Below are 25,930 nucleotides of genomic sequence, written 5' to 3'. Positions count from 1 at the left end.
AGTCCGCGTGAGGATTTGGCGCAGGATGTCGGCCAAGTGTCGGCCGCGCCGCAGCGACGTTCGCTGGTTGAAATGTCGTCCTAAAAACCGTATATACTGTTTATACCGTTAACGAGGAAGTGACAATGAGCACGCCACGAATCAAAGAACCTACGAAGAAGGCCTTTCATTTCCCGAAGAGCGCCAAAGAGCCGGCTGCGGAAGGGAAAAAAGCATCGGCGAAAGCAACGCGCGCGTCGAGCACGAAGCAGGCTGAAGCCGCCTCGCCCGCTGGCGCAAGCGCACCCGGGGCCGCGAAGACTGCGCCGAAGCGCACGAAAGCCGCCAGCAGCGCCGAGACGGGCGCGAGCGCGTCAAAGGTAGCGGAAAAGACCGCTCGGGCAGCATCGGCGGCGAAGGACGCGAAGGATGTGAAGGCCGGGACAGCGCCGAAGGCAGCCACGGCCGTGAAGTCGCCGTCCGTGCCTGCAGCCGTCGAAGAAAAGAAAGTTCGCGCGAAGAAGGAAAAGGAGAAGGTCGTGCGCGACAGCTTCACGATGCCGAAATCGGACTACGCGAAGATCGCTGAGCTCAAGCAGCGCTGTCTCGACGCAGGCGTCCCTGTCAAGAAGAGCGAACTGTTACGCGCGGGCTTGAACCTGCTCGCCGTGTCGCCTGCCAAGCGGCTCATCGCGGCGGTGCAGGAACTCGAAGCCGTCAAGACGGGACGGCCCGCCAAGTCGTAATGTGATCGCGCTGGCTGGGTGAGTGGTCGTCGACGCTCTTTTCGGCACGCCAGTCAGCAGCCGCTCGCGCCTTCATTCAGGGCGGCGCGCGTAACGCTCGGCGAAGGCCGCGTGCATGCCCTTGAGCAGCGCGATATAAGGACGCCCTTGCTCCGTCAGCATCCATGATGCGGCAAGCGCGTTCGTCTCAGCCCACAACCGTTCGAACTTGTCGTGCGCGATGCCGGACGGAATGCCGGACATCATCAGATCCAGAAAGTCCCTTTCGATCTCGTCGGCGCAGCGCGGCGGCCGTGCGCGCGAGTTCGTCGGGATGTCGCCCGGCTGATCGGAGGACATCGGCTTGTGCGCTAGTTCATCGATCTCAGGAACCGCCAGCGCTGGTCCATGCTGTGCAGCAGCGCGATGTACGGAAAGGCGGCGTCGCTATCGACGCACGACTGCTCGGCGTCGTTGACTTCGTTCCACAGAATCTCGAAACGCACGGCTGCTTCGGACCGGCTGAGCGGCTGCGTGAGCAATTCCGAAAACGCAAACGACAGTTCCTCGGCGGTGCGCCGAAGCGAAACAACCGATCGACGTGAGAGATATCGGTACTTCAAGTGGTCCCCGGCTGGCTTGCATCGACGGTGGCGAGAAGCGGATGCAACGATGCCGCGCGCGGTTCGATGGTGCGTGGTCGATGGTGGTCGCCATGCCCGCTGCATGTCACGGCGATCATACCGCGACGCGCCTCACACGCGACGAGCAGCGGCCATGATCTTTTGATGAACGTCGGGTGTCAGTCATCGTCGGGCGCGCTCGGTCCGCGCACACGCGCTGCACGCAAAGCTGCGTGCACGGAGCGCACGCACGAAGCCGTACGCATGAAGCCGTCGCAGGCGCTTGCCGTACGGCGTTCAGCGCGCGGCGAGAGCGACTGTCGCGATGCCGAGCAGCGTCATCACGACGGAAGCGGCCACGTGGATCGCGATTTCCGCAAGCGCCCAGTTGAGCCTCCCTTGCTGCAGATGCTGGACGACTTCCGCGGAGAAGGTCGAGAAGGTCGACAGACCGCCCATCAGCCCCGTGATGATGAAAAGCCGCCATTCGGGCGCGAGTTGCGGATTGCGTCCGAAGTACGCGACAGCCACGCCGATGATGTAGCCGGCAAGCACGTTCGACGCCAGCGTGCCTAGCGGCAGCGTCGGAAAGAGCGCGTTCAGGCGCAGACCGAGAAACCAGCGAAACAATGAACCGAGCGCGCCGCCGATACCGACGGCAAGAATAGACAGATACATGAGCAAGCCTGGAAAGCCGAGCGTCGACAAACCGGGCTGCGGAGGCGTGACGCTGCAACGTCCGCAGGTTCCGGGCGAAGCAGGCATCATCAGCCACGAGGGCGGTTAGGGAGAATGCCATCTCCGGGGCGCGCAAGTCTACCACCCGCGCGCAGGATCGTATGAAGGATAACGGCTTGCCGTGGCAGATCGCATCCAGCATTCGCCGAGGTTACACCAGATGCCGCGCGGCTGTCAGACGGCGCACCGGGGGCGCCCGCCACGCTGCAACGCGAAACGGGGCGGCGCGCCGGCCATCGGCGCGCCTTGTCAGCCGACCGTTTCGCGCTCGGGCGTCGACGTGATCTTGTGGATCGACAGGTCGGCACCGTTGAACTCGTTCTCCTGGTCGATGCGCAGGCCGACTGTCATGCGGATTACGCCGTAGACGATCGTCGCGAGCGTCGCGAACACCACGCCGCCGATCGTGCCGATCAGCTGCGCCGCCAGCGACACGCCACCGAGCCCGCCCAGCGCATGCTGCCCGAAGATCCCCGCGGCGATGCCGCCCCACGCGCCGCACAGGCCGTGCAGCGGCCAGACGCCGAGCACGTCGTCGATGCGCCAGCGGTTCTGGACGATCGTGAACATCTGGACGAACAGCACGCCCGCCACGGCACCCGTCACCAGCGCACCGAGGGGATGCATCACGTCCGAGCCGGCGCACACAGCGACCAGCCCGGCGAGCGGCCCGTTGTACGTGAAGCCGGGGTCATTGCGGCCCGCGAGCCATGCCGTCAGCGTGCCGCCGACCATCGCCATCAGCGAATTGACGGCGACGAGGCCGCTGATCTTGTCGATGGTCTGCGCGCTCATCACGTTGAAGCCGAACCAGCCGACGGCCAGCACCCACGCGCCGAGCGCGAGAAACGGAATGTTCGACGGCGGATGCGCGGCAATGCGCCCGTCGCGTGTGTAGCGGCCGTGCCGCGCGCCGAGCAGCATCACGGCGGGCAGCGCGACCCAGCCGCCGAACGCGTGCACCACGACGGAGCCCGCGAAATCGTGGAACGGCGCGCCGAGCGCGTGCGTGAGCCATGACTGGATGCCCAGGCGGTTGTTCCACACGATCCCTTCGAAGAACGGATAGATGAAGCCGACCAGCACGAAGGTCGCGAACAGTTGCGGATTGAATTTCGAGCGTTCGGCGATGCCGCCCGACACGATCGCGGGAATTGCCGCCGCGAATGTCAGCAGGAAGAAAAAGCGCACGAGCGCATAGCCGTTGTTCGCGGCGAGCATCTCGGCGCTGCCGTAGAACTGGACGCCGTAGGCGATCGTGTAGCCGATGAAGAAATAGGCGATCGTCGACACCGAAAAGTCGACGAGGATTTTCACGAGCGCGTTGACCTGGTTCTTCTTGCGGACCGTGCCGAGCTCGAGAAACGCGAAGCCTGCGTGCATCGCGAGCACCATCGCCGCGCCGAGCAGAAGGAAGAGGGTATCGGTGCCGGTTTTCAGACTGTCCATCGGGGTGAGAATCCTGCGTGCGCAAAAAGCGGGCGTTGAATGCAAGAAATGGGCCAAATGGAGGCGTTCGGGCGTCCGTCGGGTGCAAAGACGCACTGGAATGGGCTTTCCCTGTCACGGCGCTGTTTTCGTCCGCATCGAGGCGGCCTCATCGTCGGGCGGAAAAGCACCGCGAAAGTGCGTGTGCTCGGACATAGGGCATTAGGCAAGCCCAAAAACGGGCGTAAGCCTATGATCCGCCTTCCATTTCCCTACGATCAGATAACGGCGGCGCAGGGCGGCGCCACCCGCGTGCACACGTGGGCCGGCTGGCTGGCGAGCGGCACACGGGCAGGGACGGCAGCGTGGCAACCGTCTTTGTCATCGACGCGAATCGCCCACATAATGTGCCGTCCCCGGCGCGACCCGCCGGCATCCGTTTCCTCCGGCGCGCGCATGAGACTCACGACCAAAGGGCTGCTGCTGATCGCCATACCCGCCGTGTTCGAGCTTGCGCTGCTGTCGGGACTGGTCGTGGCCCAGGCCGACGCCGACGAGGCCGAGCGCTGGAGCATGCACAGCGAAGACGTGCTGCGCCAGACAGCGGACATTCTCGCCCCCGTGCTGCTCGAATCGGTGCGGCTGCGCGGCGCCGCTGTCAGCGGCACGCGCGATGTCTCGACGCCCGTCACGTTCTGGATGGACATCGACCGTCGCATCGACCGGCTCGCCGAACTGGTCGCCGACAACCCCGCGCAGGTCGAGCGCGCCGTGCAGATCCGCCACTCGGTGCAGGCTTACCGGCAATGGTCGGAGCGCGTGCAGGACCTGATTCGCTCCGGACGCCGGCACGACGTGCTGCAGCGCCTTCACGATCTGTCCGACGCCGACGTGCTCGACGGCTTTCGCGCGCAGATAACCGCGTTCCAGGGGCAGGAGCGCCAGCTCGACTCCGTGCGCTCGGCCGCGGCGGCCGCGGCGCGCGAGCGCCAGCAGTCGCTGATCGTCGCTGCCGTGGTCGGCTCGCTGGTGTTCGTGGCGATCGCATTCTGGCTGTTCGCGCGCGGCGTGCGAGGCCGCCTCGCGCGGCTGTCGGACAATGCCAGCCGGCTCGCCAGCAACGAGCCGCTTGCACCCCTCACGCCCGGCGACGACGAAATCGCGCGGCTCGATCTGACGCTGCACCTCACGAGCCGCAAGCTGCTCGAGGCGGAGCGTCAGCAGGCGCGCTTTCAGTCCGACCTTGGCCGCCACGCGGATGAGCTGGTGCAGACCAACGACACACTGCGTCAGCAGACCCAGGACAACGAGACGTTTATCTACAGCGTGTCGCACGATCTGCGCGCGCCGCTCGTCAATCTGCAGGGCTTTTCGAAGGAACTGATCCATGCGTGCGACGACCTGCGCGCAGCCGTGCGGCAGTCGTCGCTGACGGCGCAGCAGCGGCAGCACATCGAGCGGCTCATCGACGAGGAAATCGGCGAAGCGTTGCACTTTCTGCGCACGGCCGTGCTGCGGGCGTCGCACATCATCGACGCGCTGCTGCGGTTGTCGCGGGTCGGGCGCGTCGAATACCGGCGTCAGCAGGTGGATGTACGCGACATCGTGCAGCGGGTGATCGACGCGATGCAGGCGACCATACGCGAGCGCCGCGCGCGCGTGATCGTGCAGCCACTGCCGCCCGTATGGGGCGACCCGACGGCGCTCGAACAGGTCTTCGCGAATCTGATCGGCAACGCGATCAATTATCTGAGCCCGGCGCGCACGGGCATCGTCGAGATCGGCACGGCACCCGCGCCGCCCGGCGTCCAGACGCTGCGCATCTTCTATGTGAAGGACAACGGGCTGGGCATCCCGGACATCGCGATGCCGCGTCTGTTCAATGCGTTTCAGCGGCTGCACGGCAATGTTGCGGCAGGCGAGGGCATCGGACTTGCGCTCGTGCGGCGCATGGTCGAGCGGCACGGCGGCCGGGTGTGGGCGGAGTCGGCCGAAGACGTGGGGTCGACCTTCTATCTGTCGTTGCCCGATGCCGCGGCGCTGTCGCGCGACGATGCGCACGACGCCGCCGTCCCGGACGACGGCCAGGTTGCGCGCGCAGACGCGCGTTAGCGCCTTGCGCAAGCGGTGTAGCGGAAAACGTCTGCGGAAAACGTCTGCGCGAAACGTCAGGGAGCGGAGAACAGGCGGCGCGGCTTGAGCAGCTTGCGGCCGCGAATCGACCAGTAGCAGCTGGCGGCGATCAGGATCAGCGCGCCGACCAGTACGGTGCCGGGCGAGACATGCGAGGCCGAGGTGCCGGGCGCGGACAACCCGCGCCCGACGACCAGAAGCGCGGTCCAGAACGACAGCACGGCCTGCGCGAGCAGGCGCGTCCCTGTCGCGCGGCGAGCACGGTTTCTGATCGACCAGTTGGCGGGTGCGCGCGAGCAGAAGAAGGTCAACGAAATCAGCGCGACGGCGAGAATGAGCACCCAGTTAGTGAGATTCATGGCAGAGCCTTCCAAAGTGAGCCTGCGACTCTAGAAAGCCCTGCGCATCCGGAAAATCAGAGAAATCTCAATCTTGAAAGTCAATGTTCAAAGTCAACGCCACGCGTAGCGAATCCATCTGCGCGTCACGCCGCCAGACGCATCAAAGTTCGATGCGCGTGCCCAGCACGCCGAGAAACTGGCGCAGCCATTCGGGATGCGCGGGCCATGCGGGCGCCGTGACGAAGTTCCCGTCGGTGATGGCCGCGTCGACGGGGATGTCCGCATAGTCGCCGCCCGCCAGTTTCACCTCGGGCGCGCAGGCGGGATAGGCCGAGATGCGCTTGCCGCGAATCACGTCGGCGGCGGCGAGCAGCTGCGCGGCGTGACAGATCGCGGCAATCGGCTTGTTGCTTCCGGCGAACTGGCGCACGAGCTCGATGACTTTCGGATTGAGCCGCAAGTATTCCGGCGCGCGACCGCCCGCAATCGCGAGCGCATCGTATTGAGACGGCACGACGTCGTCGAAGGTCGCATTCAGCGTGAACTGATGGCCAGGCTTTTCGGTGTAGGTCTGATCGCCTTCGAAATCGTGGATCGCCGTTTTCACGCGCTCGCCCGCGCGCTTGCCGGGGCAGACGGCATCGACGCGGTGGCCGACGGCCTGCAGCGCCTGGAACGGCACCATCGTTTCGTAATCCTCGGCGAAATCGCCCGTCAGGAACAGGATCTTCTTTGCTGCCATCGCATGCCTCCAGTGGTTGAGGGACTACGTTGCATGCTGGCCAGTCTAACCCAGTCCACTCGACAGCCTCGCGACGCAACCGTCGCACGTCGCGCCGCCTGCAATCCGCATCGCATGGCACGGGCGGCGGGAAGCGGGCGGCGTGCAACAGCGTATCATTGAGACGTTTTCGCACGACGAAGCCGTTCGCACGGCTCACAGACAAGTATGAAACCCATCTCACGCCATCCGCTTATCCGCTCGTCGATCTTTGCCGCCACGCTGCTCGCGGGCCTTGCCGCGTGCCAGAAGAACGACGCATCGGCGGGCCAGACGTCGCCGAAACTTGACGACATCGCGCAGCAGGCCAGCCAGAAGCTCGATCAGGCGGCGAGCTACGTCGGCCAGCAGGTCGACGCTGCCAAGGCCACGGCGCAGCAGAATCTCGATGCCGCTGCCTCGGGCCCGACGATCAACCTCAGTCCGGGCGATCTCGCATCGCAAGCGCAGGCCAATCTGCAGGGCGCGGCGAGCGCGACCAACGCCGCCGTCAACAAGGCGATCGGCTCGACGGGCGCCAGCCTCGAGACGGCGGGGCGCAAGCTGCAGCAGTGGTCGAGCGAGGCATCCGCGAACACGCAGTCCGCCCCGTCCGAATCCGGCGACGCCCAGAAGCAGATGGACAAGTAAGCGCCCGCTTGACCGCAGCGATAACTGTAACTATGATGATTACACATCGTCGTTGCCGACGAGGGGTGTCATGCGCGCCTGATGCGCATCGGATGACTAATCGCTGTGAATACGAGTAGCCGATTTGCCTTCGCGGTTCATGTGCTCGCCTTGCTGTCGTTTCAGGAAGGCGTGCCGCTGTCGTCCGAGATGATCGCGGGCAGCGTGAACACGAATCCCGTGCTGATCCGGCGCCTGCTCGCCATGCTCGCGGAAGCGGGCCTGACCGCGTCGCAGCTCGGCGCGGGCGGCGGCGCGCTGCTCGCGCGCGAGCCGGAAAACATCACGCTGCTGGACGTCTACCGCGCCGTCGACGACGCGCAACTGTTCGCGATACATCGCGAGACGCCCAATCCCGCGTGCATGGTCGGGCGCAACATCCAGACGGTGCTGACGGGCATCATCGGCGATGCGCAGCAGGCGCTCGAAGCGTCGCTTGCGTCGCGCACGCTGGCCGACGCGACAGCCGACGTGGTACGCGCCGAACGTGCGCGCGAGCGCAAGCGCAAGACGTCGGACGGCTGAACAGGCGAACGCAACACGGCCCGGGGCATCGCCCCGATTTTTTTAGTCATATATGTAATCAACAAAGTTACATTTAATCGAAGGGAACCTCGACATGAGCAAGACATTGAAGATCGCGCTGTTCGGCGCAACGGGCATGATCGGCTCACGCATCGCGGCGGAGGCCGCGCGGCGAGGGCATCAGGTGACGGCGTTTTCGCGCCATCCGGCACGCGTGCCCTCGGGCGTCGCGAATCTGCATGCGGCGCAGGCGGACGTGACGGATGCCGCGAGCGTCGCAGCGGGCGCGCGCGGACACGATGTCGTCGCGAGCGCCTACGCGCCGCCGATGGACAACGTCGCGCTGATCGAAGCGGCGACCCGCGCGCTCGTGGAAGGCACGCGCGCGGCGGGGATCAAGCGGCTCTTGGTCGTGGGCGGCGCAGGCTCGCTCGAAGTCGCGCCCGGCAAGCAGCTGGTCGACACTGAAGGCTTTCCCGAAGCATACAAGGCGATTGCGCTCGCGCATCGCGACGTGTTGCCGATCCTGCGCGCGGCCAGCGACCTCGACTGGACCTTCTTCGCGCCAGCGGCGCTGATCGCGCCGGGCGAGCGTACGGGCGTGTTTCGCACGGGCGCGAATGCGCTGATCGCGGATGCGCAGGGCAACAGCCGCATCTCGGCGGAAGATTACGCGACAGCCTACGTCGACGAGCTGGAGCAGGGCCGTTTCGTTCGCCAGCTCGCCACGGCCGCGTACTGAGGCGTTCGAAGCATCGTCCCGCGCGCGCGCAGCCACCGCGCGGCGCGCGGGAGCGGCTGCCGCGCCGCCGCGCAAGTGCACTAACATTCGGTTACGCATCGGGGAGCTTTCCCTCGCCGACAGCCGCTACACTTGGCGTCTCCCGATCTGTCACGGATTGCCATGAATTCATGCCTTGCGCGGCGTGAATCGCGGGCTGCGCCGTTATGCGGCGGGCTTCTGGCGATTTGCACCGTTTTTCGTTTTGTCTTTCTGATCTTTTCGCACGCCGCAGCATCGTGCCCGGCGCCTTTTCGCACGCGTTGCGCAGAGTTTGCCTATGCCGCCTGCGTCGGGTTCGCGGCCGTCGCGCTGCCCGGCGTGGCGCAGGCCGCGGGCGCCGCGAGCGGCACGCCGATGATTCCCGCGCTGCAAAGCCTGATCAACAGCGCAACGGTCTCGACTGTGGCGCCGGCCTCGGGCGCGTCGGCGGCGGACGCGGCGTCGGCGCCGTCGCCCGCGAGCCAGGCGGAGCTGACCCGATCGCTCGACAGCGTGATCAGCACGCTCGACAACGACCGGCAGCGCTCCGCGCTCGTGTCGCAGCTGAAAAAACTGCGCGAAGCGACCACCACCGTCGGGCCGCCCGCGCCCGCGCAGCCGAGCCCCGGCTTGCTCGGCGCGATCGCGGCGGGCATCGCGTCCTTCGAGAACGACGTGCATCAGGGGCGCTCGCCTTTGAACTACTGGTCCGGACGCTTCAACGCGGCGGGCAACGAGATCTACACGATCGTCACGAGCCAGGGACGCGAGCACTTCGGGCGCCTGTTGCTGAACATGATCGCCGTGCTGGCCGGCTGGGGCGCGTGCGCGGCGGGCCTGATCTACCTGCAGCGCAGGATTCACGCGCGCTTTGGCATCGTCGTGCGGCTCGATCCGAATCCGACCACGCGCGACCTGCTGATCTTCGCGCTGCGCCGCGTCGGTCCGTGGATCGTCGCGTTTCTTGCCGCGCTGATGTTCGTGCGCGCGATGCCCGATTCGCTCGGCCGCACGATCGCCATGGTGATCGCGTACGCGATCGTCGCGGGCGCGGTGTTTTCGGCCATCTGCCTGATCATGTTCTCGCTGTTCGGCTCGGGGCACCGGCGCGCTGCCGTGCGCGTGCTGATCGAGCAGGGGCGGCGCCTGCTGTTCGTGATCGGCATTTGCAGCGCGCTCGGCGATGCTGCCGTCAACTACGACGTCGCGCATGAACTCGGCACCAATCTCGCGGCGCTCGTATCGACCGTGTCGAACATGACGGCGGCCGCGCTGACGGCGTACTTCGCGCTCGCCTTCCGCCGCCCCGTTGCGCACCTGATCCGCAATCGCGGGTACGAGCAGCGCCACGATCACAAGGCCGCGACCGATGCGTTCGACGTGCTTGCTTCGCTCTGGCACGTGCCGATGCTCGTGCTGGCGACGGCCTCCGTGATCGCGACCATCGGCGGCATCGGCAGCGGCGAGAACGTGCTGCAGATTTCCGTCGTCACGGCGCTGCTGCTGGTGCTCGCGTTCTTCGTGTCGGCCATCGTGCTGCGCGTGACGCGCCCGCGCAGTGCGCGCCGCCGGCGCCGCTCGCCGTATCTGACGCGTTTGCTGCGCTTCGCGGGCACGCTGATCACGCTGTTCGTCTGGCTCGCTTACTTCGAGTTTTCCGCGCGGCTCTGGGACGTGTCGCTCGCGCGGATCATCGAGGAGAGCGTGACCGCGCGCGGCATCGCGCATGCGTTGACGGCCATCCTGATCACGGTGTTCGTGGCGTGGCTCGTGTGGATTCTGATCGATACGGCGATCCAGGAAGCCGTCAATCCGAGCGGCCCGCGCAACAAGGGCAAGAGCCCGAGCATGCGCGCGCGCACGATGCTGCCGCTCGTGCGCAACGTGCTGATGGTGACGATCCTGACAATTGCCGGCATCGTGACGGCGGCCAATCTCGGCATCAACGTGACGCCGCTGCTGGCGGGCGCGGGCGTGATCGGTCTCGCGATCGGCTTCGGCGCGCAATCGCTCGTCAGCGACCTGATTACGGGCCTGTTCATCATCATCGAGGACACGATCTCGGTCGGCGACTGGATCGACATCGACGGCGGTCACGCGGGCACCGTCGAATATCTGTCGATCCGTACCGTGCGCCTGCGCGACGGGCAGGGCGCCATCCACGCCATTCCGTTTTCGCAGATCAAGATCGTGAAGAACCTGTCGCGCGATTTCGCGTATGCCGTCTTCGAGGTGCGCGTGCCGTTTTCCGCCGACGTCGACGAGGTCACGCAGTTGATTCGCGCCGTCGGCGCGGACCTGATGGCCGATTTCCGTTACCGGCGCGAGATGCTCGGGCCCGTCGAAGTGTGGGGCCTCGACCGGTTCGATCCGAACTGGATGGTCGTCAAAGGACAGATCAAGACGCGGCCGTTGCAGCAGTGGAGCGTGGCGCGCGCGTTCAACCTGCGGGTCAAGCGCAAGATGGACGAAGCGGGTATCGAAATTCCCGTGCCGCAGATGCGCGTGCACACGTCGCGCGGCGACGAGGTAGGCGAGGCGCTCGTCGACGAAGTCGTCGCGCAGCACGCGCAGCGCGCGAAACCGCGACGGGCACCACGGCGGCCACGGCGACGCCGTTCAGGCCGAAGCACGGTGGCGCCATGCCGCCGGCACGCGACGTGTCGCACGAGCCGCGTCCGGCACCGCCGACGACAGGTCAGACGGCGTCCGTGCCGCCGCAGATTCCGACGGCAGGCGACAGCGCGAAAACGTAAAACGTACACGGGAACGCACCACGACAAAAAAGGCGTCACGCATCGCTGCGTGACGCCTTGTGTCTGATGGGGACGAGATGCTCGAGAGCCGTTCGAGAGCCTCAGGCGGGAAGGGCTGGCGCGCTGCCGGCGACGCGCACGATGTCGTTCACGTGCGTCGCGATCTGTTCGCCCGGCACGCCGTAGATGTGCAACGAGACAGCGCCCGCGTGGCTGCTGTTGCCGAGTCGATGGATGCCCTTGCGTCCTGCGCGCACGAACGATACCGCGCCCGGCTCGCGCGCCTGCTCGCGCACGGGCGCCGCGCAATCGATGTCCGCGTTCCAGTCGTAGACGGTTTCCGTCAACATGCCGTCGATCACGGCATATCCGCACCACGTATGATGCGCATGCACGGGACTGGCCTGGCCGGGCATCCACACGAGCGCGGCGATCGCGTAGCGGCCGTGGGGATCGGCGGCAAGCAGGTGGCGGCGGTAGCAGGCAGCGGCGCCTTCGCGCTGATCGTGCGTGAGCAGCGACGGGTCGGCGGCCGCTTCGGCGAGCGCCGCCCGCACGCCGCGCGCAAAGCTCGCATGCATCGACGGATCGTGCTCGTCGGCGCACGCGTCGAACGCGGCATCGAGCGCGCGCAAAGCCGCGCGACTGCGCTGACGGCGGGTATCGCGCTCGCAGCCGAGCCGGCATCGAGTAACGAAAGAGAGCGTGAAGTCAGGCTGGTTATCGGATTCATGGAAGGCTCCGCTGGCGTTATTTTTCGAAGTCGGGACTGCCCTCATTTATACCGATTTGCGCGGAGAAAGAGTTTTCATATAATTCCCTCGCTTTAACGAGAAAGAGAATAATTTTCTATCCGGATGGGAAGATGGGAATGGACATCATTGATCGGCGGCTGCTCGAACTGTTGCAGGAGGATGCCACGATGCCGATCGCGGAACTCGCGGCCCGCGTGAACCTGTCGCAGACGCCATGCTGGAAGCGGGTGCAGCGGCTCAAGGAAGCAGGCGTGATCCGCGCGCAGGTGGCGCTGTGCGATCCGCGCAAGCTGGGCGTCGGCACGACGGTGTTCGTCGCCGTGCGCACGAACCAGCACACGGAAGCCTGGGCGCAGACGTTCACGCGCGCCGTGCAAGACATTCCCGAAGTGGTCGAGGTCTACCGGATGAGCGGCGAGACGGACTATCTGCTGCGCGTCGTCGTCTCCGATATCGACGATTACGACCGCGTGTACAAGCAACTGATTCGCGCGGTGCCGCTGTATGACGTCAGCTCCAGTTTCGCAATGGAGCAGATCAAGTATTCGACGGCGTTGCCCGTTCGCGCTTCCGTGGTGGCGGAAGGGCGTTGATCCCCTCCATCGCCGATGCGTTCCGTGTGTGCGCGCCTCCTGACTGCAAGGCGCGCGCAAGGTGCTTCGGCGTAGAATGCCCGCTTTGTCGAATCCATCTGCAGGCAGAGCACGATTCATGAACGATCCGCGCAAGAAGAACCCCACGCTGGGTGTCGCAGTGTTTATCGTCGTTGTCGTGCTGCTGGTGATCGCGACGATCCTCTACAACGCGATCACCGAAAAGCGCGAGTACGAGCGCGACAATGCCGTCGATTCGACGGCGTCGGCCGCCTCGGCAGCGACAGGCGCGGCGAACGCGATCAAGGGCGCGTCGCAATAGGCTGGCAGCAAGCCCGCATCGAGCCGCCGACGGATGGGGCGCGGCAGGCGGCGCATCCGCTTGCTTTGCGCACAGCGCGGATGCGTCGCGGCTTTTCCATTCGCCGTGCGGTTTTCCACGTGTTCCGCCCTTTATTTCCCGCGTTTTCCGCGCGTCAATTTTCCGGCAGACGGATCACGCCCGCGTCCTTGCGAATCTGAAACGATGCCGCGAGCATCTGCTTGCACTGATGCGCGAGGATTTTCAGTTCGTGCACGGCGTCGGCCGAAGACTCCGCCGACCGCTCGGTCTCGACGACCATCGAATCGAGTTCCCGCCCCAACTGCCGTGATATCTCGAGCTGGTCCGAGGGTGGCGGATTGCCGGCTTCCGCTTGCGTGAGGTTGTCGCGGATCGTGCTCAGCGTGCGTTGCAGCGGTTGATGCGACGGCCCGCCCATCTGTTGCGTCGACGTGCGCAGCAACGGCGCGGCTGCCGTGATCTGGGAGGCGAGCACGTGCGAACGCACGAGCAGATCATTGAGTTCCGGCACGAACTTCTGCGCGGACTTTGGCTCGAGCATCATCCGCTGGAACGCCTGGCCGAGATTCGCGAATGCGACGTGCACGTTCTTGCGCGCAAGCCGATAGCGGTAGTCGCGATCGAGCGCGATCGCGGCGGCCGCGGCGGCGGGCGTGGGCGCCGACAGTTTCGCGGACGCCGACGGCGCGCCACCCGAAACCGAGCCGCTCGCGCCGGATGAGCCCGCTTGCGCCTTGGCAACCGCCGACAGCGCCTCGGCTGCGGCCGAGCTACTCGACGATGCGCCCGCGACCGCATGTGCCGTCGATGCCGCCATCGCATCGGCGCCGCTCGCCGCGATTTCGGCCACGGCAATAGCGGGCGCGAGGGCAGCCGCCTCCGTCAGTGCGCCGGGCGTGGTCACGACGGCCGCAGCCGGCTTGCCGCCCCACCACCAGCTTGCTTCGAGATAGCTGCGCGTGGCCGCGATCATGTCGTTGACGAGCTTGCCCATCAGCCGGTATTCCCAGTAGGGGAACAGATGGCTTGCAGCAATCGCGATCGCGCAGCCGACGACAGTATCGATCGCGCGCTCGCCGATGATATGCAGGCTGCCCGGCGCGAGCAGATGGAACAGCAGCAGCACGTAAGCCGACGTGAACACGACGCTCGCGGTGTAGTTGAACAGCAGCAGGCTGTAGCTCATCACCATGCACGCGAACATCACGATGATGAGGACGGGTGCTTCCTTCACGCTCATGATGAGCGCGACGCTGGCCGCGCAGCCGATCAGCGTGCCGACGATACGCTGCCCATTGCGCTGCTTGGTGAGCGAATAGCCGGGTTTCAGAATGATGACCGTCGTCATCACGATCCAGTAAGCGTTGGTGAGCGGCAGCAGACGCCCCAGCCAGAAGCCGATGGCGACGGCGATCGTCACGCGTAGCGCGTGGCGGAAGCTCGGCGACGCCATCGTCAGGTTCGAGAAGATCGAGCCGAACGGAACACGGCGGCTCGACACGAAGCGCGTAAGCGCCTGGTCGATGCGCAACTCGGTTTCCTTCGTGCTCTCTTCGTTCGCGAGGTTCTTGCGCATCTTGTCGATCAGACGCGTTGCGCTCCAGATGCGTCTGAACGAAGCCGAGATGGCCGAATACGCCTCCGGGTTTTTCTTGGGCAGATCTTGCTTTCGCATCAGCTCGATCTCGAACTCGATTGCGCGCAACTCGGCCTTCATGTTGATCCGGGCGCGCGGCGCCTCGTTTTGCAGCACGGCGAGGCCGATATCTTCGAGGTCGGCGGCAGCCTTGCGGATCAGGTCGCGATAGAAGATCAGCATGTCCGACGCGCCGAACGTATTGCGCACGAGCGGGTAGTCGGTATGCGCGCCGACGAACTGCTCGTGCAGATCGACGGTATGGATGAACAGGTTGAAGAGCGTGGCGCGGCGCGGCTGCAATCGCCCGCTCTTGAGCTTGGGCAGGTTGCGCAGCACGATGTCGCGCGCGGCGTCCTGCATCGCCACGGCCGCGATCTGCCTTGTGACGAGGTTGCGATAGCACTCGTCCAGATCGTTGTCGAGATCGTAGAAATCCGCGCGCGCGAGCAGATAGTCGGCGAGCGCAAACACGCTTTCGGCGAGCGCCTGCTGTTCGATCCGGTACATCATCCAGTGGCTCACGAAGGTCGACCAGTATGTGAACCACAGTCCGCCGAGCAGAATCCACGAGGCATTGATCAATGCCTGCATGGGCGTGAAGTGCTCTTCGAGCGTGACGACCATCATGAACAGTGTCGCGAAGCTGATCTGCGGCCAGCGGTTGCCGTAGACGACGATCAGCGACAGCACGAACGTGAGCGGCACGACGGTGCACCACAGTGCGATGGGATTGACGCTCGCGAGCCCGGTGGCGAGCGCGGCAAGAAAGCCGATCACGCTGCACGCGAGCATTTCGTTGTGCTTGTACTTGAGCGGGCCCGGCATATCGACGACGCATGCGCCGAGCGCGCCCGTCGCGATCGTGAAGCCGAGATCCCGGTTGTGGAAGACGATCAGGCAAAGAACGGCGGGCAGCGACACGCCCACTGCAATGCGCAAGCCGCCGTAGAAGTACTGGCTATACAGAAACTTTTTGATTTCGACTGAATAGCGCATCGACTGCCTGATGTCTCGTGTCTGCCTGTTGGTCAATAGGAGTGAAGCAGCGGCTGTTCCCAGCCCGAACTGCCGTCGAGTCTAACTGATTTGCCCCTGTCCGGACCATCTGCCGGATGGCCAGGTTATTCGACACCCAACTCGTTTGCTATGCTGTCGCTTCCTTTATTTACGTGGCCTGCGCGCGAGCGCGGCGCCCCTCGTTCGCACAGTTTCAATGCTTCAGATCGTCTATTCGAACCGATACGACGTGCTCGTCGGCGCACTGCTCGACGGGCTTGGCGAAACACCTGCCAGTCCTTGGACGGCTCAGCCCGTTATCGTGCCGAGCGCGGCCGTGCGGCGGCGGCTCGAACTCGATATCGCCGCGCGCCAGGGCGTGTGCGCGAACATCCACTTCGGCTATCTCGCGCAATGGCTGTGGACGCAGATCGGCGGTGTCATCAAGGACGTGCCGAAAAGCTCGCCGTTCGCACCGGATCGGCTCGTGTGGCGCTGTTACCGTCTGCTCGGCGACGCAGACGGGGCGCGGCCGTGGAACGCGTCGCCGCGCCTGCGCAGCTATCTCGATGCCGCCGACGCGCCGATGCGCTACGAGCTCGCGCGCCGCTTTGCGACGGTGCTCGACCACTATCTGACCTATCGTCCCGAATGGCTGCTGCAGTGGCAGAAGGGCGGCTCGATCTTCGCGGGCGGCGCAGCGGATGAGACCGGGCCGCGCCTCACGGGCGGCAACGCGGCGGCGCGCGAAGACGAGCGCTGGCAGGGCGCGCTGTGGCGCGAGCTGCTTGCCGAAGTAGCGGGCGGCTCGCATTCTGACGATGCCGCCACACCGCCCGCGTACCGCTTTCTCGACGAAATTCGCTCGCTCGATCTCGACGCGATCGCGCGGGCGCAATGGCCCGAGTCTGTCAGCGTGTTCGCGCTGCCCACCATGCCGCCGCTGCATATCGCGTTGCTGCGCGAGCTCTCGCGCTGGATCGACGTGCGCCTGTACGCGATGAACCCATGCCGCGAGTTCTGGTTCGATATCGTCAGCGTCGGTCGCATCGAAGCGCTCGACGCGGTGAACCAGCTCGACTATCAGGAAGTCGGTCATCCGCTGCTGGCCGAATGGGGCCGGCAGACGCAGGCGCAACTGCACATGCTGCATGAGCTGACGGAAAGCGCGGCATCGGGCGAGGCGTCGTATTTCGCGGAGAATGCCGCGCCTACATGGCTTGCCGCCGTGCAGAACGCAATGCTCGATCTGCGCGACGAGCGCGAGTTCGACATACCGCCGACGCAAGCCGGCATCGAAGTGCACGTGTGCCATAGCCTCGCGCGCCAGCTCGAAGTGCTGCACGACCGTCTGCTTGGCTGGTTCGACGAGTTCGACGACCTTCAACCTTCCGACGTGCTCGTTGCGCTGCCCGATCTCGGCGCCGCCGGGCCGCTGATCGACGCCGTGTTCGGCACGGCGCCCACGGGAGACACGCGGCGCATTCCCTACCGGATCACGGGTCTGCCGCCTTCGCAGGCCAACCCGGTGGCGCGCGTGATGCTCGACTGGCTGGCATTGCCCGAACGCAATGTCGGCGCGCCGGAGTTGATCGAATGGCTGCGTGTCGATGCCATTGCCGCGCGCTACGGCATCGACGCGGCCGCGCTCGAAGATATTCAGGCGTGGCTCGCAGCGGCGGGCGCACGGCGCGGACTCGCGCCCGTGCCGCAAGCCGACGGCGCGGTCCCCGTCGCGCGCCACACGTTCGCCGACGCGCTTACGCGCCTGTTCCTCGGCTACGCGATGCCCGAAGGCGGCGAGCCCGTCGACGCCTGGCTGCCTGTCGAAGGGGCGGATGGCTCTGACGCGGAACTGCTCGGGCGGCTGGCGAGTTTCGTCGACGATGTCGATGCGTTCGCGCGCCGTTGCGCCGACGACATGACACCCGCCGAGTGGACGCAACTGTTGCTCGAAGTGCTGGGCCGCTGCTTCGACGGCGGCGTTGCCTTTGCCGATAGCCTCTCGGCCGTGCGCGATGCCGTCGACACGATGAGCGAAGCGATGCGCGCGGGCGCGGGCGACCTGTCGCTGCCTGCCGCCGTCGTGCGCACGGCGCTCTCCGAAGCGCTCGATGATCCCGCACGCGGCGGCGTGCCATGGGGCAGCGTGACGTTCTCGTCGCTGACGAGTCTGCGCGGTTTGCCGTTTCGCATTGTCTGTCTGCTCGGCATGGACGACGGCGTGCTGCCGAGTCTCGCGCGCGCCGACGAGTTCGACCTGATGGCGCAGTTCGGCAAGGCAGGCGACCGGCAGCGCCGCGACGACGAACGCAATCTCTTTCTCGATCTGCTGCTGGCCGCGCAAGACCGGCTGCTGATCGCCTACACGGGCCGCAGCATTCGCGACAACGCGCCGTTGCCGCCTGCCGCGCTCGTCGACGAACTGCTCGATCATCTCGCGCGCGTGTCGTGCGAAGAAGGCGCATCGCCCTCCGAACTCGATGCCGCGCGCCGCGCGTTCATTGTCGAGCATCCGTTGCAGCCCTTCGCGTCCGATTACTTCGACGCGCAAAGCGGCTTGTTCACGTACGACGCCGAGCGCGCGGAACTGGCCGCCTTGCTCGCCGCCGCGCCGCGCGAGACAGGCACGCCTTTTTTTGCCGCGCCGCTGCCTGTCGAACCGCCCGAGCCCATCGCGTTCGACGATTTCCAGCGCTTCTGGCGGCATCCCGCGCGCGCGTTGCTGCGCGACCGTCTCGGTATCGTGTTGTCCGACGCGCAGGGCGAGTTGCTCGACATGGAGCCGTTCGAGCTCGACTTCGCGGGCCGTGACGCACTGGCCGAGCGGCTCTTGCCCACGCTGCTCAATGCCGGCTCTGACGATGAAGCGCTCGCCCGCGCGCGCCGGGTCGCGGAAGCGAGCCCCGAACTGCCGGGCGGCGCGACGGGCGCCGTGTGGCGTACGCGCGAGCTGTCGGCATTGCGCGGGCTGGCCGAGCGGGTGCGGCGCGAACTCGCGGACGGCGTCACGCGCCTGCCTTTTACGCTCGATTTCGACGCGTGCTGGCCCGACACGGGCGACATCGCGCTGTTCGGTCCGCACGACGTAGCGCTGCGCGACGCGGCGCAAGGTCCGCTGCGGCTGCAAGGCACGCTCAATCTGCTGACGCCAACGGGGCAGGTCGTGTTCCGCTACGCGCGGCCCACGGCACGCGATTACCTGTGCGCGTGGCTGTCCCATCTCGCCTATTGCGCGGCGCTGCCGAATGGCCCGCGGCGCACCGTGTGGCACGCGAGCGGCGAATCGTTCGAACTCGCGCCGGTGGAGACGCCGCTCGATCAGCTCGCGCCGCTTGCCGCGTTGTTCAGGGCGGGGCGTGCGTTTCCGCTGCGCTTCTTTCCCAAGAGCGCGTGGGCGAAGATCAGCGATAGCGATTCGGCCGCGCAAAACGCGTGGATCAGCGACCGCTTGCGCGGCGAGTCCGACGACGCTGCGTTGCGCATCGCGTTTCGCGGCGTGCCGCTGTCGCTCGACGAACCGTTCGGCGCGCTCGCGTCGCTCGTGTTCAAGCCGCTCGTCGCGCATTTGAGGACCGTGTCATGAGCGGCGCCCTTAGCACCCATGCGCTGGCAGCGCACGAACTCGATGTGTTTGCCTGTGATCTCGATGGCGTCAACCAGATCGAGGCATCGGCGGGAACGGGGAAGACCTGGAACATCTGCGCGCTCTACGTGCGGCTGTTGCTCGAGAAAAATCTAAGCGCCGATCAGATTCTTGTCGTGACGTTTACGAAGGCGGCGACGGCCGAGTTGCATGAGCGCATTCGCGGCCGTCTCGCCGAAGTGCAGCGCGCAATCGAAACGGGCGACGACGGCGGCGATCCATTCATCGCCAGGCTGTTCGAGACGACGCTCTGCGAAGCACGCGGCGTCGATCTCGAAGCGGCGGCGAAGATCGTGCGGCGCGCGCTGCGCACATTCGATCAGGCGGCGATCCACACGATTCACGCCTTCTGTCAGCGCGCGCTGCAGGAAGCGCCGTTCGCGGCCGCAATGCCGTTCGCGTTCGAGATGGAAGCGGATGACGCTGCGCTGCGCTTCGAGCTGGCCGCCGATTTCTGGCGCGAGCAGGTCGAGCCCGAAGCGGCGGCGCATCCGTCGTTTGCCGCGTGGCTCGTCGAAAGGCGCGCGGGCCCGGCGTCGCTCGACGAACAGCTGGCGCGGCGCCTGAAAAAGCCGCTTGCGCAGCTGCGCTGGGGCGAGGTCGCTGTCGATGCGGCTATCGCGCCCAGCGACATGCGCGCGCGCTTCGATGCCGCCTGCGACATGTGGCTTGCCGAGCGCGACAACGTCGTCCGTCTGCTCGAACAGACACAGGAGCGTTTGAGCAAAACCTCGCACAAGCCCGAGACCGTGAGTGCGGCAATTGCCGCCTGGAGCGACTACTTTGCGCAGGACGATTGTCACGCCGCGCCGCCCAAGGCCGCGCTGAAACTCACGGCAACGGCGCTGGCGAAGGGCACGAAGACGAAGTTCGAGCCGCCGTCGCATCCGTTCTTCGCTGTCGCGGACGATCTTGCCGCAGCCGCGCTGGCCGCCGAAGCCGGGCAGCGCGCGCGCTGGCTCGGCATCGTGCAGACATGGCTCGACTACGCCCCCAGCGAACTGGCGGCGCGCAAGCGCACGCGTCGGGTCGTCTCATTCGACGATCTGCTGTCGAACCTGCATCGCGCGCTCGCCACGCACGTGTGGCTCGCGCACGCGCTGCGCGCCCGCTATCCCGCCGCGCTGATCGACGAGTTTCAGGACACCGATCCGCTGCAGTTCGCGATCTTCAAGCGCATCTTCGCGCCCGAGGGGCCGCTCTTTCTCGTCGGCGATCCGAAGCAGGCCATCTACAGTTTTCGCGCGGCCGATCTTCACACGTATCTCGCGGCGCGCGCGCAGGCGTCGGCGCGGTACACGCTTGCTGTCAACCAGCGTTCGACGGCGCCCATCGTCGAAGCCTGCAACCGCTTTTTCGAAGCGAACCGGAAGGCGTTCGTGCTCGACGGGCTTGACTACCAGCCGGTGCGCGCGGGCGAGCGCCGACGGCCGCCATTTTCGGACGCGGCGGGCGCGGCGGGCGACTTCCGCGTGTGGACGCTGCCGCAAGGCGACGCCGCGTTGACAAAGCGCGACGCGCAGCGCGCGCAGCAGCATGCGCGGCGGAGATCGTGCGGCTCCTGCGCGGCGCGCGCGACGGCAGCGTGACGGTCGGCGACGCGCCCCTCGCACCCGGCGACATCGCCGTGCTCGTGCAGACGCACAAGCAGGGTAGTCTGATCAAGCGCGTGTTGTCCGCGTGGGGTGTGGGCAGTGTCGAACTGGCGCAGGCGTCGGTGTTCGAATCGCTCGACGCGGAGCAGATCGAGCGCGTGCTGGCTGCCGTCGATACGCCAGGCGACTTGCGCCGTCTGCGCGCCGCGCTCGCAACGGATTGGTTCGGTCTCGATGCCGCCTCGCTGTGGCGGCTGGAACAGGCCGACGACGCTGTGTCCGCTGCGGCCGTTACGGCTGCAGAAGCGCAATCGGCCGATGCGATGAGCTGGGTCGAACGTTTCTCGCGCTACCGGATCCTGTGGCACGAGCGCGGCTTCGCGCTGATGTGGCGCACGCTGATGCGCGAGCTGGGGGTCGCGCAGCGGCTCGTCGCGGGCGCGGAAGGCGAGCGCCGCCTGACCAACGTCAACCATCTCGCCGAGCTCGTGCAGGCGCGCGCCGCGATGCAGCCGGGCATTGCGCCTACGCTGCGCTGGCTCGCCGCGCAGCGCGCGGGCGGCGCGCGCGGCAGCGAAGAAGCTCAGCTGCGGCTGGAATCGGACCGCAATCTCGTGCAGATCGTCACCGTGCACAAGTCGAAAGGGCTCGAATACGCGGTCGTGTTCTGTCCGTTTCTCAACGACGGCAGCATGCGCGAGCCCCCGTCTTCGGGATTGCCCGATGCGCGCGAGTATCACGACGAGGCGGGCTCGGCCGTGCTGCACTACGGCTGCGACGACGAGCAGGCAGGCCACGCGAGCCGTCAGGCCACGCGCGAGCAGGCGGCCGAGCGCGCGCGGCTCATCTACGTCGCGCTGACGCGGGCCGTCTATCGCTGCTATCTGGTGGCGGGCACGTATCTGTCGGCACGCTCGACGAAGGAATCGGCGCGCAGCGTGTTGAACTGGCTCGTTGCGGGCAGTGGCCGCGACTTCGACGAATGGCTCGCCAAGCCGCTCGACGAGACGGCTATCTATGCGCATTGGCAAGCGCTCGCGGGCGGGCCCATGGCCGTGGTCGGATTGCCGTCCGTGGCGCATCGCGTGCCGCTCGAAACCATCGGCGATAGCGGCACTCGCCTGCGCGCGCGCGTCAACCGGCGTGCGTTGCGCGACATGTGGCGCATGGCGAGCTTCAGTTCGCTGATCGCGGCGGGCTCGCGCGGCGAAGAAGCGCCCGCAACAAGCGAAGAGGCGCGACCCGATCACGACGAACTTGCCGATATCGTCGATCTTTCGGCAGCGCCGAGCGCAAACCTGTTCGATATGGGATCGGCGCCCGTCGAACTCGCGCCCGACGACATCCTCGCGTTTCCGCGTGGTCCAGCGGCGGGCGAGTGCCTGCACCGCATGTTCGAACTGGCGGACTTCTCCGATCGCAGCACATGGCCCGAGGCGATCAGACAGGCCTTGCGCGACCGGCCCGCGCCCGCCGAACCCGAGCTCGCGCAACGGCTGCCCGCGATGATGCAGCGTCTGCTCGCCGATATCGTGAGCGCTGAACTCGTGCCGGGCATGACGCTCGCGTCGCTCGACCCGAAGCGCCGGATCAACGAGCTGGAGTTTCTGTTTCCGGCGCCGTCGCTGGACTTTCCGGCCCTGCGCGCGCTGCTTGCCGCGCATGGCTACCCTGATGTCGCGCTGGAGCCGGGTGCGCTGCGCGGCTACGTCAAGGGGTTCATCGACATGATCGTCGAACATCAGGGCCGCTTCTGGGTGATCGACTGGAAGTCGAACCACCTCGGCGACGCGCGTCACGACTATGCAGCCGCGCCGCTCGACGAAGCGATGGCGAGCCACGCGTATCACCTGCAGGCGCTGCTTTATATCGTCGCGCTGCACCGCTATCTGCGCGTGCGGCTGGCGGGGTACGACTATGAGCGGCACATCGGCGGTTATCTGTACCTGTTCGTGCGTGGCGTGCGCCCCGAGTGGTGCAGCAGCGGCCAGGCGGCGGGCGTGCACGCGCGGCGGCCCGACTTCGAACTCATCGCCGCGCTCGACGCACTGATGGACGGAGGGGCGCAATGAGCATGTTCGATCAGCCTTTGCCTGACGTCGAAGTCAACGTGCCCGCGCCCGCCGACTTCTCGACGGCGCTCGCCGAAGGCTTCGCGCGGCGCGTGAGCGCGCTGGCGAAGCGCGCCCGCGCGTCCGAAGACAGTGTGCGTTGGGCCGCGCGGGCGGCGTTCGCGGCGAGTCGCGCGACCTCCGAAGGGCATGTGTGCGTGCCGCTCGACGAACTCGCGCAGCGTTACGGCGCAACGCTTGCGCACGTGCGCGCCGCGTTGCTCACGAGCGGTGTCGCCAGCGACGGCCAGCAGCCGGCTCAGGCGCTGCGTCCGCTGATCGTCGATGCAGACGGGCGGCTCTATCTCGCGCGCTATTTCGATTACGAGCGTCGGCTCGCGCAGGCACTCGTCGGCCATGCGCGCGCCGCGCGCGGCGAGGGCGTGGCGGTTGGGCTCGACGCGCAGCGTTTGAGCGAGCGGCTGATGCGTTATTTCGGCGAACCGCGCGACGAGCAGATCGATGGCAGCGCGTGGCCGCCGTGATGGCGCTGTCCGGGCGGCTGACGGTCGTCAGCGGCGGGCCGGGGACGGGCAAGACGACGACGGTCGTCGGCGTGCTCGCGTGTCTGCTGGACACGCGCCCGGATTTGCGCATCGCGCTTGCCGCGCCAACGGGCAAGGCCGCTCAACGGATGCAGGAGGCACTGCTCGCGCGCGCCGGCTCGCTGCCGGCGGAACTTGCTGCGCGTCTGCCGCAAACGTCGTTCACGCTGCACCGGCTGCTCGGCACCGCGCCGAACGGGCGCTTCCGGCATCATCGCGACAACCCGTTGCCGTATGACGTGATCGTGATCGACGAGGCCTCGATGATCGACGTCGCGATGGCGACGCATCTGTTCGACGCACTCGCCGGCGACACGCATCTCGTGATGCTCGGCGACAAGGATCAGCTCGCGGCCGTCGAAGCGGGCGCCGTGTTCGCCGGGCTGAGCGCGCAGCCGGCGTTCACGGCGGCCGGCATCGATGCGATCGCGGCGGTGCTCGGCATCGATGCGCGCACGCTGCAGGCGGCGTTGCCCTCGGCGGATCGCGACGTGGCCGCCGATGAGCTGCCGCCATTTGCAGCCGACCTTGCCGACGACCTGTTCGGCATGCCGCAGCAAGGGCCCCGCGCGCAGCCGCCGCGCCGCGCGCCGCTTGCCGATTGCGTCGTATGGCTCGAGCGCAACTATCGGTTCGGGCTTGAGTCGGCCATTGGGCGGCTGTCGCTGGCGATCCGGCGCGGCGCGGCGCAGGACGCGCTCGACGTGCTCACCGCCGATTCCGCCGAACGCGGCGCGGCGGCATTTCATGAAGACGTGGGCGCCGCGCCCTCCGATCGCACGATCCAGCGGCTAGCCGCAGGCTTCACGCCCTATGCGGATGCGCTCGCGGTTGCGCTCGCGGCGGCGCTCGGCGAAGGTGCGCAGAGCGTGGCGGCGCACGCGCTCACGCTGTTCGAAGCGCTCAACTGCTTTCGCATCCTGTGCGCGACGCGGCTCGGTGCGCGCGGCGTCGATCAGATGAACGCGGCCATGGCGGCCCAGGTGCGTCGCGCCGCGCGCGTGCCGCTCGCCGTCGGCGCGCAATGGTTCGCCGGCCGCCCGATCATGGTCACGCGCAACGACTACGCGCTCGGCCTGTTCAATGGCGACATCGGCATTGCGCTGCCGGGCCTGGACGGCGCGCTGCGCGTGTACTTTCGCAGCGCGGACGGCAGCTTGCGCGCCGTGTCTCCCGCTGCGCTGCCGCCGCACGATACGGCGTTTGCGTTGACCGTCCACAAGTCGCAGGGCTCGGAGTTCGATCATGCCGTGCTGATGTTGCCGTCTACGTTCAGCCGTGTGCTGTCGCGCGAACTCGTGTACACGGCCGTCACGCGGGCGCGCGAGCGCGTCGAGGTGATCGGCTCGCGTCAGGTGCTGATGCGAGCGATCGCCACGCCGACACAGCGCGACTCGGGGCTCGCGGCGCGAATCGCCGAAGCGGCGCGGGAATACGAAGAGGGGGATAAAAAAGGAGGCGAAGACGGGGACGAACGGCGTTAGTTGGCCGCTGTGTTGCCCGGTGCCTGTGCTTCGGATTCTGGGTTGTGCGTCAGATCGTGCAGCGTACGCCGATACCACAGCGTCCAGATCATCAGCCCGCCGAAGATCCCGTAGCCGACGAACGGCGACACGACCAGCACGCGCTCGATGGGCCAATGCCACGCCATCCAGCCGCGCAGCGCCGTTTCGCTTGTGAGGCCCGTGCCCCAGGTAATGGTCAGCACGCGCATCGCGGCGGCGAAAGCGGGGCGCTCGCGCCACAGCATGTCGATATGGGCGGCGCCGTTGGTCATCTCGCGCGCCATGAAAGCCCGCGTCAGGTAGAAAATGGCGGGCCGACGCAGCAAGAGCGACAGCAGGAACGCAACGCCGATCGCGCCGGACGCCAGCGACTCGCGAAACAGCAGCATACGCGGATCGCCGCCCAGCGCCATCGCACCGATCGACAGCACGATGCCGAGCAGCACCGTCAGGCTGACGGCGTCGACGCGCCTGAAGCGCACCAGCTCGACGATGCTCCAGGCAAGAGGCGGCACGGCCGACGCAAGCAGTCCGCCTGTCTCGCCCCAGTATGGCTGCGCGAGACGGTACGTCACCCATGGCAGCACGAGGTTGACCACGAGTTCGAGTACCAGCGCGGGGCGCAGTTTCGTCACGATGAATGACTCACGAGCGAAAAATGTCAGTATGGGCGAGATCGGTGCCGACGGGTAGACACACGGCATGACAGCACGGGTCGAACATCCAGATGAATGCCGCATG

General features: G+C 66.6%; 16 protein-coding genes, 4 pseudogenes and 1 riboswitch. Of the genes and pseudogenes, 11 read left to right on the top strand and 9 right to left on the bottom strand.

Features of this window, described 5'->3' with window-relative positions; all coding sequences use genetic code 11:
• Nucleotides 1-125 precede the first annotated feature (125 nt).
• Entirely contained in the window at nucleotides 126-725 is a 600-nt protein-coding gene (locus H3V53_RS26565) for a hypothetical protein (RefSeq protein ID WP_336600478.1), read from the top strand.
• 72 nt (nucleotides 726-797) lie between these two features.
• Here H3V53_RS26565 and H3V53_RS26560 read toward each other — a convergent pair whose 3' ends face one another.
• The 4 genes from H3V53_RS26560 to H3V53_RS26545 all read right to left on the bottom strand — a co-directional run bounded on the left by H3V53_RS26560 (nucleotide 798) and on the right by H3V53_RS26545 (nucleotide 3,514).
• A complete protein-coding gene (locus H3V53_RS26560) occupies nucleotides 798-1,064 on the bottom strand; it encodes a hypothetical protein (protein ID WP_336600477.1) in 267 nt (88 codons plus the stop codon).
• An 11-nt stretch (nucleotides 1,065-1,075) separates the two neighbouring features.
• Nucleotides 1,076-1,327: a hypothetical protein gene (locus H3V53_RS26555; protein ID WP_336600476.1), complete on the bottom strand. Its 252-nt coding sequence runs from the start codon at nucleotides 1,325-1,327 to the stop codon at nucleotides 1,076-1,078.
• Between the two features lie 297 nt (nucleotides 1,328-1,624).
• Nucleotides 1,625-2,005 (bottom strand): fluoride efflux transporter CrcB, encoded by a 381-nt coding sequence (gene crcB, locus H3V53_RS26550; RefSeq protein ID WP_336600475.1) that lies wholly within the window; start codon nucleotides 2,003-2,005, stop codon nucleotides 1,625-1,627.
• 73 nt (nucleotides 2,006-2,078) lie between these two features.
• Nucleotides 2,079-2,139: riboswitch (Fluoride riboswitch) on the bottom strand.
• 175 nt (nucleotides 2,140-2,314) lie between these two features.
• Nucleotides 2,315-3,514 (bottom strand): ammonium transporter, encoded by a 1,200-nt coding sequence (locus H3V53_RS26545; RefSeq protein ID WP_336600474.1) that lies wholly within the window; start codon nucleotides 3,512-3,514, stop codon nucleotides 2,315-2,317.
• A 435-nt stretch (nucleotides 3,515-3,949) separates the two neighbouring features.
• On the opposite strand from H3V53_RS26545, the gene H3V53_RS26540 reads away from it, so the two are divergent.
• Complete coding sequence (locus H3V53_RS26540; RefSeq protein ID WP_336600473.1) at nucleotides 3,950-5,605, top strand: sensor histidine kinase; 1,656 nt, start codon at nucleotides 3,950-3,952, stop codon at nucleotides 5,603-5,605.
• A 56-nt stretch (nucleotides 5,606-5,661) separates the two neighbouring features.
• On the opposite strand, the gene H3V53_RS26535 is transcribed toward H3V53_RS26540, so the two are convergent.
• Nucleotides 5,662-5,985: a hypothetical protein gene (locus H3V53_RS26535; RefSeq protein WP_336600472.1), complete on the bottom strand. Its 324-nt coding sequence runs from the start codon at nucleotides 5,983-5,985 to the stop codon at nucleotides 5,662-5,664.
• A gap of 142 nt (nucleotides 5,986-6,127) precedes the next feature.
• Nucleotides 6,128-6,709: a DJ-1/PfpI family protein gene (locus H3V53_RS26530; RefSeq protein WP_336600471.1), complete on the bottom strand. Its 582-nt coding sequence runs from the start codon at nucleotides 6,707-6,709 to the stop codon at nucleotides 6,128-6,130.
• A gap of 207 nt (nucleotides 6,710-6,916) precedes the next feature.
• Between H3V53_RS26530 and H3V53_RS26525 the strand changes: the two genes are divergently transcribed.
• From H3V53_RS26525 to H3V53_RS26510, 4 genes and pseudogenes are all read left to right on the top strand, one after another.
• On the top strand, nucleotides 6,917-7,378 hold the full coding sequence (locus H3V53_RS26525; RefSeq protein WP_336600470.1) for a BCAL1086 family glycoprotein: 462 nt from the start codon (nucleotides 6,917-6,919) through the stop codon (nucleotides 7,376-7,378).
• 105 nt (nucleotides 7,379-7,483) lie between these two features.
• Nucleotides 7,484-7,942, top strand: a complete 459-nt coding sequence (locus H3V53_RS26520) for an Rrf2 family transcriptional regulator (protein WP_336600469.1) — start codon at nucleotides 7,484-7,486, stop codon at nucleotides 7,940-7,942.
• 94 nt (nucleotides 7,943-8,036) lie between these two features.
• On the top strand, nucleotides 8,037-8,684 hold the full coding sequence (locus tag H3V53_RS26515) for an NAD(P)-dependent oxidoreductase (protein WP_336600468.1): 648 nt from the start codon (nucleotides 8,037-8,039) through the stop codon (nucleotides 8,682-8,684).
• Nucleotides 8,685-8,846: 162 nt separating this feature from the next.
• Nucleotides 8,847-11,461 (top strand): annotated as a pseudogene (locus tag H3V53_RS26510) (mechanosensitive ion channel family protein).
• 101 nt (nucleotides 11,462-11,562) lie between these two features.
• Here the strand turns inward: H3V53_RS26510 and H3V53_RS26505 are convergent.
• Nucleotides 11,563-12,194, bottom strand: a pseudogene (locus tag H3V53_RS26505) (cysteine dioxygenase family protein).
• Between the two features lie 132 nt (nucleotides 12,195-12,326).
• On the opposite strand from H3V53_RS26505, the gene H3V53_RS26500 reads away from it, so the two are divergent.
• Complete coding sequence (locus tag H3V53_RS26500) at nucleotides 12,327-12,809, top strand: Lrp/AsnC ligand binding domain-containing protein (protein ID WP_054926542.1); 483 nt, start codon at nucleotides 12,327-12,329, stop codon at nucleotides 12,807-12,809.
• A gap of 118 nt (nucleotides 12,810-12,927) precedes the next feature.
• Nucleotides 12,928-13,131 (top strand): hypothetical protein, encoded by a 204-nt coding sequence (locus H3V53_RS26495; protein ID WP_054926541.1) that lies wholly within the window; start codon nucleotides 12,928-12,930, stop codon nucleotides 13,129-13,131.
• A 154-nt stretch (nucleotides 13,132-13,285) separates the two neighbouring features.
• Here the strand turns inward: H3V53_RS26495 and H3V53_RS26490 are convergent, their stop codons facing one another.
• Entirely contained in the window at nucleotides 13,286-15,787 is a 2,502-nt protein-coding gene (locus tag H3V53_RS26490) for an FUSC family protein (protein ID WP_336600466.1), read from the bottom strand.
• 217 nt (nucleotides 15,788-16,004) lie between these two features.
• Here H3V53_RS26490 and recC point away from each other — a divergent pair, with 217 nt between their 5' ends.
• From recC to recD, 3 genes and pseudogenes are all read left to right on the top strand, one after another.
• Nucleotides 16,005-19,373, top strand: a complete 3,369-nt coding sequence (gene recC / locus H3V53_RS26485; protein ID WP_336600465.1) for an exodeoxyribonuclease V subunit gamma — start codon at nucleotides 16,005-16,007, stop codon at nucleotides 19,371-19,373.
• A pseudogene (gene recB, locus H3V53_RS26480) lies at nucleotides 19,370-23,100 on the top strand (exodeoxyribonuclease V subunit beta). The gene recC and the pseudogene recB overlap by 4 nt, the downstream one beginning before the upstream one ends.
• Nucleotides 23,097-25,168 (top strand): annotated as a pseudogene (recD, locus tag H3V53_RS26475) (exodeoxyribonuclease V subunit alpha). Before recB ends, recD begins: the two co-directional pseudogenes overlap by 4 nt.
• Here recD and H3V53_RS26470 read toward each other — a convergent pair.
• Complete coding sequence (locus H3V53_RS26470) at nucleotides 25,165-25,824, bottom strand: VC0807 family protein (RefSeq protein ID WP_336600464.1); 660 nt, start codon at nucleotides 25,822-25,824, stop codon at nucleotides 25,165-25,167. The pseudogene recD and the gene H3V53_RS26470 overlap by 4 nt on opposite strands.
• Nucleotides 25,825-25,930 lie beyond the last annotated feature (106 nt).

The sequence above is a fragment of the Paraburkholderia bengalensis genome, from assembly GCF_037126505.1.
Classification (GTDB): domain Bacteria; phylum Pseudomonadota; class Gammaproteobacteria; order Burkholderiales; family Burkholderiaceae; genus Paraburkholderia; species Paraburkholderia bengalensis.
Note: the sequence above shows the minus strand (reverse complement) of the source record. Positions and strands in the feature narration are given on the sequence as shown.